16 protein-coding genes are annotated in these 11,727 nt (G+C 48.4%); 5 read left to right on the top strand and 11 right to left on the bottom strand.

All coding sequences use genetic code 11. The features are described from left to right. Positions 1–17: 17 nt before the first annotated feature. The 5 genes from C7B65_RS10665 to C7B65_RS10645 are packed head-to-tail and all read right to left on the bottom strand — an operon-like array spanning position 18 to position 3,014. Positions 18–581: a Uma2 family endonuclease gene (locus tag C7B65_RS10665; protein ID WP_073071608.1), complete on the bottom strand. Its 564-nt coding sequence runs from the start codon at positions 579–581 to the stop codon at positions 18–20. A gap of 29 nt (positions 582–610) precedes the next feature. Then, complete coding sequence (locus C7B65_RS10660; protein ID WP_073071609.1) at positions 611–1,183, bottom strand: Uma2 family endonuclease; 573 nt, start codon at positions 1,181–1,183, stop codon at positions 611–613. Between the two features lie 11 nt (positions 1,184–1,194). Then, the gene (locus tag C7B65_RS10655; RefSeq protein WP_073071611.1) at positions 1,195–1,533 is read right to left on the bottom strand and encodes a diacylglycerol/lipid kinase family protein; all 339 of its coding nucleotides are present in this window, start codon (positions 1,531–1,533) and stop codon (positions 1,195–1,197) included. Between the two features lie 21 nt (positions 1,534–1,554). Beyond that, positions 1,555–2,241 (bottom strand): ATP-dependent Zn protease, encoded by a 687-nt coding sequence (locus tag C7B65_RS10650; RefSeq protein WP_073071613.1) that lies wholly within the window; start codon positions 2,239–2,241, stop codon positions 1,555–1,557. Then, complete coding sequence (locus C7B65_RS10645; RefSeq protein ID WP_073071615.1) at positions 2,238–3,014, bottom strand: M15 family metallopeptidase; 777 nt, start codon at positions 3,012–3,014, stop codon at positions 2,238–2,240. The genes C7B65_RS10650 and C7B65_RS10645 overlap by 4 nt, the downstream gene beginning before the upstream one ends. Before the next feature lie 192 nt (positions 3,015–3,206). Here C7B65_RS10645 and C7B65_RS10640 point away from each other — a divergent pair, with 192 nt between their 5' ends. After that, entirely contained in the window at positions 3,207–4,127 is a 921-nt protein-coding gene (locus C7B65_RS10640; RefSeq protein ID WP_073071801.1) for an AEC family transporter, read from the top strand. Here the strand turns inward: C7B65_RS10640 and C7B65_RS10635 are convergent. From C7B65_RS10635 to murC, 3 genes are all read right to left on the bottom strand, one after another. Next, positions 4,124–4,477, bottom strand: a complete 354-nt coding sequence (locus C7B65_RS10635) for a cyclic di-GMP-binding domain-containing protein, MshE-related (protein WP_106253988.1) — start codon at positions 4,475–4,477, stop codon at positions 4,124–4,126. The two genes, C7B65_RS10640 and C7B65_RS10635, sit on opposite strands and share 4 nt — an antisense overlap. Positions 4,478–4,819: 342 nt before the next feature. Next, the gene (murB, locus tag C7B65_RS10630; protein ID WP_083582894.1) at positions 4,820–5,854 is read right to left on the bottom strand and encodes a UDP-N-acetylmuramate dehydrogenase; all 1,035 of its coding nucleotides are present in this window, start codon (positions 5,852–5,854) and stop codon (positions 4,820–4,822) included. An 88-nt stretch (positions 5,855–5,942) separates the two neighbouring features. Further along, a complete protein-coding gene (gene murC / locus C7B65_RS10625; RefSeq protein WP_073071618.1) occupies positions 5,943–7,478 on the bottom strand; it encodes a UDP-N-acetylmuramate--L-alanine ligase in 1,536 nt (511 codons plus the stop codon). 682 nt (positions 7,479–8,160) lie between these two features. On the opposite strand from murC, the gene C7B65_RS10620 reads away from it, so the two are divergent. Beyond that, positions 8,161–9,171 (top strand): type I glyceraldehyde-3-phosphate dehydrogenase, encoded by a 1,011-nt coding sequence (locus C7B65_RS10620; protein ID WP_073071620.1) that lies wholly within the window; start codon positions 8,161–8,163, stop codon positions 9,169–9,171. 88 nt (positions 9,172–9,259) lie between these two features. Here C7B65_RS10620 and C7B65_RS10615 read toward each other — a convergent pair whose 3' ends face one another. From C7B65_RS10615 to C7B65_RS10605, 3 genes are read right to left on the bottom strand one after another with little or no spacing between them, the layout of a single operon-like run. Further along, entirely contained in the window at positions 9,260–9,640 is a 381-nt protein-coding gene (locus C7B65_RS10615; protein ID WP_083582895.1) for an HNH endonuclease, read from the bottom strand. Next, positions 9,637–10,047, bottom strand: coding sequence for a hypothetical protein (locus C7B65_RS10610; protein ID WP_073071623.1), 411 nt, complete (start codon positions 10,045–10,047; stop codon positions 9,637–9,639). Before C7B65_RS10610 ends, C7B65_RS10615 begins: the two co-directional genes overlap by 4 nt. A gap of 24 nt (positions 10,048–10,071) precedes the next feature. Then, on the bottom strand, positions 10,072–10,503 hold the full coding sequence (locus tag C7B65_RS10605; protein WP_073071625.1) for a hypothetical protein: 432 nt from the start codon (positions 10,501–10,503) through the stop codon (positions 10,072–10,074). 181 nt (positions 10,504–10,684) lie between these two features. Between C7B65_RS10605 and C7B65_RS10600 the strand changes: the two genes are divergently transcribed. The 3 genes from C7B65_RS10600 to C7B65_RS10590 are packed head-to-tail and all read left to right on the top strand — an operon-like array spanning position 10,685 to position 11,725. Further along, on the top strand, positions 10,685–11,251 hold the full coding sequence (locus C7B65_RS10600; RefSeq protein ID WP_073071626.1) for a hypothetical protein: 567 nt from the start codon (positions 10,685–10,687) through the stop codon (positions 11,249–11,251). Positions 11,252–11,288: 37 nt separating this feature from the next. Continuing rightward, positions 11,289–11,504 (top strand): DUF6888 family protein, encoded by a 216-nt coding sequence (locus C7B65_RS29590; RefSeq protein WP_073071628.1) that lies wholly within the window; start codon positions 11,289–11,291, stop codon positions 11,502–11,504. Further along, entirely contained in the window at positions 11,501–11,725 is a 225-nt protein-coding gene (locus tag C7B65_RS10590) for a DUF6887 family protein (RefSeq protein ID WP_073071630.1), read from the top strand. Before C7B65_RS29590 ends, C7B65_RS10590 begins: the two co-directional genes overlap by 4 nt. The last annotated feature ends 2 nt before the right edge of the window (positions 11,726–11,727 follow it).

The following is an 11,727-nucleotide window of genomic DNA, read 5'->3' as shown; positions in this document are numbered from 1 at the left end:
GAACCTGTAGGTCTATTCTATTCCAGCAACCAGCCGAACAGTTCGCCTACAGTTAACCGAAAATCTTTGGCAAATTCTGGCACAGGCAGCACTTGCTCGAATTGATTGAAAATTTGCGATCGCTGATTAAAGGGATACCCAATCACCGACTGCTCATCTGGATCAACCAACCAACCCATCTGACAGCCGTGATCGAGGCAATGCAGAATGTTGTTAGTCACCTTAGTTTGCCGTTGATCGGGTGAAAGAATCTCGATTGTCCAATCAGGTGCAGCATTAAAAGCGTTGGCAACGCCTCCATTTTCCTTACGCGGAATTCTGTCATAAGTAAACACAGCAATATCAGGAACGATCGCTCTTCCACCGAAACTGCATCTGAGTTCAGGAAAAGCACGAGCAACTTTTTGAAGCTTGACAACTCCATCAATTGCGTTGGTCAGGTCTCTCTGAAGGGTGCTGTGTTCTCCTTTTGGCATGGGTTTTTGGATGATTTGACCGTCAATGTATTCGCTGGCTGGCTTAGTTTCTGGTAGGTTTAAAAATTCTTCTAGCGTGATGGTTTTTTGAGGAGCTTGTACCATGATTCACCTCGTAGGTTCCGTAGTATTAATTAACGGTTCTCTAACTGTAGCCAACTGAATAAATTTTCTACTGTAAGCTTCAGTCCACTCGCGATCTCTGGAACCGAAAGCACTTGTTCAGGTTCGTCAAAAGCCTGCGATCGCCCATCAGAAGGATATACAATCACCACTTTCTCATCAGGATCGAGCAGCCAACCCATTAAACAGCCGTGATCAAGACAGTGCAAAATGTTCTTCGTCACTTTGGTTTGATTCTGATCGGGTGAAAGAATCTCGATCGTCCAATCAGGTGCAGCATTAAAAACGTTGGCAATTTCTCCATTTGCATCGACTGGAATCCGATCCCAGGCAAAAACTGTGATGTCGGGAACAATCGATCGTCCTCCAAAGGTGCAACGCAATTCTGGAAAAGCCAGTGCAATTCGCCGTTCTTCAACTAAGTCGTTGATTTTAGTGACGAATTTCCCTTGAAGTTTGCTGTGTTTTCCTTGGGGCATAGGTTTTTGGATGATTTGACCGTCAATGTATTCGCCAGCAGGTTTGGTTTCTGGCAGTTTCAGAAATTCTTCCAGCGTGATGGTTTTTTGAGGAGTTTGTACCATGTGTCTGTCTCCTAATGCCTATCTTTATTATCAGGCTGCCAAAGAGAACGATCGGCGTTTGGCGGCACTAACACCCATAAGCTTTTCGGCACTACCTGAAAATTCATGGGACTCACGCCCAGATAATCGCCATCGACCTGCACAGGCAAAACCTTTCGTCCCAAAATTTGCACCTGTCGCGCCCGATAATAGTTCACTTCGGGATCGCGATCGTAGTGCCGCAAAAAAATCGACAACAGCCGCAGCGGTGCCATCAACATATTGTCGCCCTTGATCACGCACACATCCAATAAGCCATCGTTGAGAACTGCATGGGCCGTTAGCGGCTGAGGCGGAAGCGAACTGCCCATAAGTAAGAGAACCTTGAGAAGTCAGTTCACAGTCAGGTGTTCTTGAAGGAGTTGACGACATTCTGCGATCGGTTTACGCGCCTCCATTGCCGTAACGAGCGCATCATAGGCATCCTGATTTTGTTGCAGCAAATTCTTTGCCTGAAGCGATGCCCACCGCTCTTTTTGCTGAATCTCAGAATTGGGTAAACGCAGTTGTGCTAAAGTCATGCGAAGTTTTTGCAAATCATCTCCGCCCCCTTCGACCGAATCGTATGCCAGCGTTTCAGCAACGCCGCCCGCCATCCAAACTGTGCAGTAGCGATCGACCAACTGCACCGAGAGTTTGCCTGCCTGCAACTGAGTGTCTAATTCCTGGGTGTCAAACTGTACCCCTCCTAGCCCTGGCTGCCCTTGTCGAAACGCTTCCCAAGCGCTGAGGGTGTAGCCAGTCACCGGAATGCCTAACTGCTGCGCGACGAGAAAGTGACCCGCCTCGTGTCTTGCCACCCGCGCCCGGTGAGCCGGAGAAAAGCTCGCCAACCAATCGAGCGCGATCGTGCCGCCTCTTCCCTGCCAGGTAAACGAATCTAGCGTCACGATGCCCAAAATCGTGAAGGTCGCGATCGCCGGAACTGCCGGGGACAGATGAATTAAGGGGCCCAGAATGGTCGTCACCGTCATCGCAAAGATCGAGAGGGCGATGAGATTGAGCGCGCTCGGGTTCATGGCTTTCTCGCCTTATAAAACGTCTCTAAACTTTGGCGATCGCCCACAAATCGCCAGTGCCACGGCTCATAGGTCACGCCTTGGGGATTATTTTTGGGAAACGACAGTTCAAAATTAAAGCGCACCGCATTTTGTTTAAGCCATTTAAACGCAGCCGTTTGATCAAAGGAAGGGCTGAGATTGGTTGCAGGCACGTTGCCATCTCCAACATCGATCGCGTAGCCCGTGTGATGCTCACTATAGCCGGGAGGAGCGCTGACCTCAGCCCGCTGATTAGGCGTTTGCGATCGCTCGGCTTTGACTTCAAAAAACACATGCTGCTGATCACTGAGCGATCGAAACGCCGAAAGTGGAGCCAGAATAATTCCTTCAGCTTGTGCCGCGCCTGACATTTGTCTAAAAGCTTCTGCGGCAGATTTGCGAAGTTTGATGCCCCCATCCCCATTGATCGGTTGCAGTTCGGCTTGTGGCGCTTCTGCGTAGGCAAAATGTCTTAGTAACGTGTCAGGAGAAGGACTTGCACTTGGAGATGCCGCGATCGAGCCAGTCGGCAGAGAAGGACTCGCAGCCGTGATTACACTCGACTGCCGAGCGTTGTAGGCAAACCAACCGCCCGCACCGAGCGCGACGATCGCTGCCAAACCCACCATTAGCCCAACTTGATTAAAACGGGGCTGCGGCTTGGGTTCTACTGTCTCCCGCAAAGCTTCGGGGATGTCGTCTGTAGAGGCAGCCTGATGATTTGGAGGTTTCCCAGGTAGACCATTATTCAAGGGGATGTTTCTTCCTGCACGTTTTAGGTTGCAACCAGCTTAGAGCGTCGAGAAACGCTACCCTGGCAGAGGAGTGGCGGCTAGACAACGCCGATCGTTAAAGCTCAACGGTCATCTGAAGTCAAAGCTTTATCTAGGCTACCCCTAAAGATACCGATTCTCTGTCCAGGAATGCAAATTCATTCCAAATTTATGCCCAATCTTGTTACTCAACTGTTTAATCTCTACTTGCCACTGGTGTGGTGGACGCTTTTGGGTTGGCTGTTTGGGCACTATTTACCCAAAACTGCCCCCACTTATTTAGGTCATTTCTTATTTTGGGTCGGAGTCCCGGTTAGCATTTTGGCGTTTTTGCGGGGGGCTGACCTATCAGGACAGGTTTGGATCGCTCCGATCGTCGCTTGGGTAGCAATTTTATTAGGCGCAGGATTGGCTTGGCTGTGGAGCCTCTATCAACCCACTTGGGACAGACCTACTCAAGGAAGCTTTTTACTGGCTTCAATGGTGGGCAACACAGGCTATTTGGGCTTCCCGGTCGCATTGGCGTTGGGCGGACAACAGCTTTTTGCCTGGGCACTTTTTTATGACATGCTGGGCACCACTTGGGGCGCTTATGGCTTAGGAGTCGTTTTAGCCAGTCGATTAGGACTGGGCACCCAGAGCCGATCGCAGTTGACCCTCGCACTTCTCAAAAATCCAGCCCTTTGGGGCTTTGCACTGGGGCTTGCCGCACGAGACGTTCCCCTCCCTAGCGTTCTAGAAACTGGTTTGCATCAGGCTGGCTGGAGCGCGATCGTGCTTGCCCTGATTTTAATTGGTATGCGCCTCAGTCAGTTGCCGTCGCTATCTCGGCTCAATTCTGCCAGTGTCAGTTTAGGGATCAAAATGATCGTGGTGCCTCTGACCGTGAGTTTGAGCTTACCTTTTTTGCCGATTAGCGAAGCAGAAAAGCACACGATCGTGCTGCAAATGGCCATGCCTCCCGCCTTTGCAACATTGGTTCTAGCAGAAACCTATGGGTTAGACAAAAATCTCGCGGTCACGTCTCTCGCGGTTGGCTCGATCGGACTACTCCTCATACTCCCGGTTTGGCTCTGGCTGTTTAGCCTTTAACCTGCCCAGCTCACCCCATCATCCGCAGGCAATGACGGCAGAGGCTTGCGCTCGTTTGGAAGCACAGAAGACGATTTTGCGGCGATGCTGGGAGGAGTCGGCTTGACGATCGCGGCGCTCACCAGATCAGGGCTGAGAGACTTTTGCTGAGATGCTCTTGCAGCGCGCTGTTCGGGGTCAACAATTTTTTTGATTAAATAATCTAAAGTCTGTTGCTTAATCCAGCCTCGTGCCACAAGCACTTCACCAAAGCGCATATCATCCATGATCTTTTGATCATTCAGCGCGACATCGATCTGGGCCTGAGTGATTAGCCCTGCCTCAATCAGATAGCAGCCAAGACGCTTCACTGGTTCGTTTCTATCTCTCATCTTTACCCAAAGAGAAATCTTGCTTGTAGTGACATCAACATAGCCTCTATCAGAGAATAGTTGAAGTGATTTTGCTCACGTTGTAGACGGACGATCGCTCTAGTCAGTACTACTGAGAACATCTGCCCTAGCTTTACGTCAAGTTCGTTAAGCTATTTTGACTCATAGAGTTGCTGTAAAGTTCCCACCTTTATACTTAAAAGCTGTGAATTAAATTAGGACGCAGATTTACATACGGGCATGGCACGGCAGCGCCCATTCGACATTGAAAATAACCGACATTACTTAATTTACGATCTTAAATTACGATCTTAAATATAGTCAGGCAGACTGAAACTCGCCCATCATTTTCACTTCTGTCTCTAGCAAAAGCGACCAGCGCTGATGCACCTGCTGCTGCACAAACCGAATCAGTTGAAAAATGTCACTCGCCGTCGCACCCCCGCAGTTGAGAATAAAATTTGCATGACGCTGTGCGACCTGAGCGCCCCCAATTTGATGCCCCTTTAACCCTGTCTGCTCAATTAGCCAACCCGCTTTATAAGCGCCAGGGTTGCGAAACACGCTGCCACAACTGGGCATGTTATAAGGCTGAGTTGTTAGTCTTTGGTGCTTGTGGTGACTCGTCACGCCTAAAACCTCAGCAGGGTTAGCACCAGGTCTGAGTTGAAACGTTGCCTGAGTCACGAGCCGTCGCAAAGCAGTTTTCTCTTCAGAGTATCCGCCTTGCAAGGCAGACGTGCGATAGCGATAATTTAGCGCTTGAGGGGTGAGAATCTCAAACTGTCCATTGGGAAGCAAGATCTGCGCTTCGACCAAAATATCTGCGATCGAGTCTCCATGAGCACCTGCGTTCATGACGACAGCTCCGCCGACCGTGCCCGGAATGCCCACCGCCCACTCAAAGCCTTGCCAGCCGAGATCAGCTAGCTGCCATGCCAGACGAGGCAATGGCTTACCCGCTCCGACTGTTACCTGTCCGGTAGCTTGATCAAAGTGGCTGTGGCGTAGATGACGAGTTGAGATCACGAGACCGGGAAGCCCACGATCGCTAATCAACAAGTTTGACCCTGCGCCCAGCATCGTGGTTGCCAACCCCTGAAGCTCTGCCCACTCAAGGCTGGCTTGCAGTTCTTCAAGATGACGCGGCGCAATGTACCACTCTGCCGGGCCACCGACCCGGAAGGACGTAAGCGTCGCTAAAGGAACATTTGCTTTTAGCAAGCTGTCAGTGCCAGGAAGGGGAATGGTCTGAATGTCGCTGGTTTTCGCGAGTGCTCTAGAGAGGGTGCTGCGAGTTGAGAAGTCTGATTGGTGAGCAGCGCGAGAAGTTCGGGGATCGCTTGAAAGAGTCATAGTAATTTTAGGTGTGTGAATGCTCCAACTGGAGACCCCGATGGATCTCGTGCCTAGGATCTAAAGATAAGAAGGTTGTGCCATAACCTTAAGAGCGGTGGCACCGTTCCAAAGACGAGTCTTGTTCGACACCCTGCTGATATGACATCACTTCTGGGATGATTTGATTCAAATTTCCTGCACCCAAGAAAAGAGTCAAGTCTCCAGGAGCCAGCGTTTCCCCTAAAAAATGGCTGATCGATCGCAGCGAAGGCTGATAGTGAACGTTGGGGTGATGCTTGGCAATCAGATCTGCCATCTGCTGACCATTAATCTGCCCTAAATCGGGTTCTCCAGCACTATAGATATCGCTGACAATGACGACATCTGCTTCGGCAAACGATCCGGCAAACTCTGTCAAAAACGTGAGGACACGACTGTAGCGATGCGGCTGGAAAACCGCCACAACTCGACGTTTAGACGCAGTTAACCTGGCGTGAATTTGGGCAGATGAAAGGGTGGCTCGAATCTCACTGGGATGGTGGGCATAGTCATCCACAAACAGAATGTCGTTGACAGCACCCCGATGCTCAAACCGCCGACGAGCACCTTCAAAATTGACGATCGCGGCGGCAATCACCGAAAACTCTAACCCCAAGAGCCGACCGACCGCGACGGCTGCCAAAGCGTTACTGAGATTATGCTCACCCAGAAGTTTAATCTTTAACTGTCCTAACGGCTGCCCGCGCTCGTAGATTTGGGCAGTCGTGCCCTCTGCATGATAGAGAATCTGAACGGCAGTATAGTCAGCTTCAGATTCAGCGCGAAGGCTATAGCTAATGCTGGGCTTGAGGCGATCGCGCACCGTCTCGCAGTCAATGCTGCCGATCACCGTGTGACAATGACTCGAAAACGTTTGAAACGTCTCGACCACTTGCTCTAAGCTGCTGTAGTGGTCGGTGTGATCGAGTTCAATATTGGTGATGATGCCAATGTGGGGAGAAAACTTAACCAGCGAGCCGTCTGACTCATCGGCTTCTGCAACGAGATAGCGACCTTGCCCTTGCCGGGCGTTGCCTTTCCAGGCGTGAACTTCACCACCGACAATAATGGTGGGGTCAAGCCCTGCCATCAACAGCATATAGCTGATTAAGCTGCTCGTCGTAGTTTTGCCATGAGTTCCGGCAACGGCGATGCTCTGATAATCGGCAATCAGGGCTGCCAAAATATCTGAGCGGTGAAAGATTGGACACCCTAGCTCGATCGCCGCTCGATATTCAGGGTTGGCGGCGTTAATTGCGGTAGAGCAGACAACCTGCGGCAAAACCAGAGTCGATTTGCAGTCTGATAATCGACTTTTTACAGATGGCGCAGGAGTCGCACCCTTCACAGAAGCAAAACTGATGGCACCCGCAGGAGTCAAATCAACTTGAGACTTAAAGAACTCAAGATTAGACGCATCTTGACGATCAAAAATATGGGCACCTAATTCTTCGAGGCGCTCCGTAATATGGCTTAAGCGAACATCAGAACCGGAAACAGGCAGCTTACGCTTGGTTAAAACATAAGCGAGGGCTGACATTCCAATCCCACCAATTCCAATAAAATGAAATGGTCTGCCGCTGAAATCAACGGAATTCAGCATCTTAGCTCCTTACACACCACACCAATAACACGCGCTATCATATCAAGGATTGCTTTTTCACGGTATAGCTAAATGAGAATTTCTTTCTCTTTGAATTCAAAACCGCGAAATTGCCTTTTTGATTAACTGAACCAGAAATTCAATTTTCCCAACTCCTTTAGCTGATAAACATCAGCAGCGACATTGACCCGATAACTACACCCCGAAGTCAGTGAATTCCTGATAAAAATTCATCAGGTTCTAAGAGGTTTTTAGAGTTGAAATGAGTCGTCATTCAAAATAGCCTAAATTATTCAAATCAGCACACTTATAAAAAAAATAATGCTGTAGTCTTGCTGATTGCGGAGGACACCCTAAGCCAACCGACGCTTGATCGAGTGATCTGGTCAGAAGCGATCGCAGATGACCTGGCTGGCGATCGTTGGTCATCTCGCTTTTTCTGTCACAGATATTGAATCGAGCCGCTCAGGATACTCCTAATCTGGTTTCCAAAGGGGTGAGAGCATACATCTCGTCTCACCGTTTCTACGAATAGTCAAGCATTTTCTCAATTTCTGACCCTATGATCCCCGACTCCTGATCCCTCTTTTCCAGCCCTTGTTTTCCTCTAATAATTTCTTTACCTTTTACGATATGATGTGTCTCATCAATAGGTATTTATCTACAGAGGGCAACCGCAGTCATGAGAGTAGCGATTAACGGCTTTGGACGCATCGGGCGAAACTTCATGCGTTGCTGGGCGGGCAGGGAGAACAGTCAGATAGAAGTAGTCGCCATTAACGATACCTCTGACCCCAAAACAAACGCTCATTTGCTGACTTATGACACGATGTTGGGCAAGTTCAATGCCGATGTCAGCGCCGATGAAAACACCATCACCGTCAACGGTCATGTGATTAAGTGTACGAGCGATCGCAACCCAGAAAACTTGCCTTGGAAAGATTGGGGAATCGATTTAATCATCGAATCTACTGGCGTGTTCATCAGCAAAGAAGGTGCATCTAAGCACATCAATGCTGGCGCGAAAAAAGTTTTGATCACCGCTCCTGGTAAAGGCGACGATGGCACTTTTGTGGTCGGCGTAAACCATCAAGATTATGACCATCACAAGCACAACATTATTAGTAATGCAAGCTGCACCACTAACTGTCTTGCCCCCGTTGCCAAAGTCATTCACGAAAATTTTGGCATCATCAAAGGCACAATGACCACGACTCACAGCTACACAGGCGACCAACGCTTGCTAGATGCGAGTCACCGCGATCCGCGTCGGGCACGGGCTGCCGCAATGAACATTGTTCCCACGTCTACGGGCGCGGCAAAAGCTGTGGCTCTGGTGCTACCTGAATTGGCAGGCAAGCTGAACGGCATTGCAATGCGGGTTCCAACTCCGAATGTGTCGGTGGTTGATTTGGTCGTTCAGGTTGAGAAAGCGACGATCGCCGAGCAGGTCAATGAAGTGCTGAGAGCCGCCGCAGAAGGCCCAATGAAAGGAATTCTCAAGTATTGCGATCTGCCGTTAGTGTCGAGTGACCATGCCGGGACAGATGAGTCTTCGATCATTGACGCAGCGCTCACGATGGTGATGGGCGGTGACATGGTGAAGGTGATCGCCTGGTATGACAACGAGTGGGGCTATAGCCAACGGGTAGTTGACTTGGCTGAAATTGTGGCTCAAAAATGGGTTGCTTAAGATCGGTTAGACATTAGCTTGAACGCCCTCAATTTCCGTTGGAGTTGGGGGTTTTCTATATCGTTGAGTTAGCAGACGAGAAATTGCCTCAGGCGGTTCTTTTGCAATCATTGGAACCCTTCCTGGTATTGCAATCGGGGCAGAGTAAGCGCAGATTCTTCACACAGGTCGCTAATTCTGGAAACTTAGAGAGGGGCTGAACGTGATCAATGTGAGAGCCTTTAACTTGAATCACAAAGCTACAACTAGCACAGCAGCCGCGTTGACGCTTGTGTTGCTTCTCTTTCCACATTTTTCCGTCTTCTGTTGCTTTCCAACGCTCAAACTTTGCGCGAGGTGAATAGTACTGCCTGATTTCTTGTACATCTTTCTCAAAATCTTTGGTTCGTTGATCTAGCTTATTTTTGAGCAATATTAAGCTACGTGCTAAGTCTGAGAAGTCGGGGAATGAATGAGGAGGTGTACTCATGTTGTCTCAGGTTTGGTATGAGATTTTACTTTGATTTCGGCATCTATCTTCAGAGCAGCTAACGAGGAATTCGTTTTTGAAATTGTGGTCATCAGTTCTCGCGTCATTCGACTGAGTTCGGGATCAGTCGAAGTACCAAAAGCAACAGGAACAACATTTCCGATCAAATCTAGCAAGATATCTAAAGCTGTCTTGAGAGTCTCGCGAGTTGTAGCCTTGATTCTCGATCGCTGCATATACTGCCGCAGCGAACCTATAACTTCAGCAGCAGAATATAAGTAGGTAGAGCCTTGCTGCGTAGAAGGTTTCAATACCTTCGTGATGGCAGCTGCATGGTAGAGCGATAACCCAAGTCCGCGAAGCTGTTTTCGCGTTACGGTCTTGAGTTCTGAAGAAGGTTTTGGCATCGTGAGTTTAACAGGCAAATAGATTTACATGGTTTTTGATGAATCGTCTTCGTCTTGCAAATATTCGTTGTATGAAGTTAACAAAGCCTCAATCCAAGCATCTCTCAATCCAATTTTTTGAGCGATTTTGTAAACACGACTGATAATTCCAACAAACTGACTACGTTGGAGATTCAGATCTTCCTCATATTGTTCAACTTTTTTAGCGTGGGTAATTTTTATTTTTTCGATTTCATTCGTCTTTTTAGTAACTTGAGCTTTCTGAGCAGCTTGCTTACGTTGTCGCTCAGATAGTACTTCACCTGCATAGTCAGCTAAAGTCAAAGCTAGGGTAAATTCGTCGTCATCCGCGACTAAATCGAGGTTGACTCCAATCGATTCATAAGCTCGTTTAGCATCTTCCCGTGTCCAGCCAAGCTTCACCGCAAAATCAATCGCCCGTTTTTTAGAAACCATGAGACACTGCCTATTTCAAAGCCTGTTACCACTCAAATATACTGTCAACAGGGTATGACACCAGGATTCCCAAAGCCAATGAAGTTGAATCAATAAATTATCTGTTTCTAAGCCGATCAAACGAACTACTGCCGTATCGATTTGAAAGAGATCGTTCCATAGAATCTAAATGCGTTAGAAATTGCACTCAAGCTTCGCTGCGGTAGAAGAGCAAACGATCGCGCTAGTCTTTCAATTACACAATGAGCCGATCGCTGCCAGCAAGTGTATCTCTGATTTGCAAACCAAAATTAAACAGAATACTCTCTCGGTTGTCGCTACTTGCCAATCTCAAGCCGAATTGGACTTCATCTTTCCCGAAATCACTCGCATTCATCACCAAGATTTGCAGGTTTTAGAAGTGTGGCAAACTCAAATTGATGTAATCCAAGCCCTTTCACCTAGCGAATTACAGCAGCTTCCTGATCTGAGCCTTGAAGAGTTTGACGCGATCGAGCCTGAGATTTTACAAATCCCTCCAGAAGTGGCACTGTATGAAACGCTGCGATCTCAAACTGATTTTCGGGGATTGCGGGATCAATTACGCTTCATGATCAAGCCTGAGTCACGGCAAGAATATGAGGTGGAGATCGGTCATCTAGCTCCTAAAGCGGGTTACCCGGCACTTGTGCCGTCGAACTGGCAAGAGGCTTCAGATTTAACCGTTGCTAATCTCTACTGGTATTTCAAAAATCTTAAAAGTGCCTAACTCGATCGGAGTTGAGGGCTTTTTTGTAGGTTGAATTATGTTAGCTTCGAGAAGCAAGGTTGAGGGGTTGATTAGTATTCCTACATCAGAGCAGAAAACGCAGTGCTACTTGTTGTGCTGCCGATTCACCAAATTCTACCTGCCTGTGAATATAGTCCGATTTGATGAACGTACAGGGAACATATTCTTTCTAGCCGGTGAAGAGAACGATATCGAAATCTACCCCAACGGCAAATGGAGGTACATCAGATGAGCCAGCCAAACTTTCAAGCGATGAGTCAGAAAGATTTACGTGATTATGTTCTCGCTCATCGAGACGATCAAGATGCATTCTACGCTTATGTAGACAGGCTTCATGCTGAGGGTAATTGGGTTGAGATGCCTGCCCTTCAGTCAGAGCAAGATCTAGAGAATTATCCTGAGTTCACAGAGCATATTCGTAAGAGTTCTGAAAGACGAAACAATCCAGCTTAAAA

Source organism: Phormidesmis priestleyi ULC007, assembly GCF_003003695.1.
GTDB lineage: Bacteria > Cyanobacteriota > Cyanobacteriia > Leptolyngbyales > Leptolyngbyaceae > Phormidesmis_A > Phormidesmis_A priestleyi_A.
The sequence above is the reverse complement of the archived record's forward strand: the minus strand, read 5'-3'. Positions and strand labels throughout refer to the sequence as shown.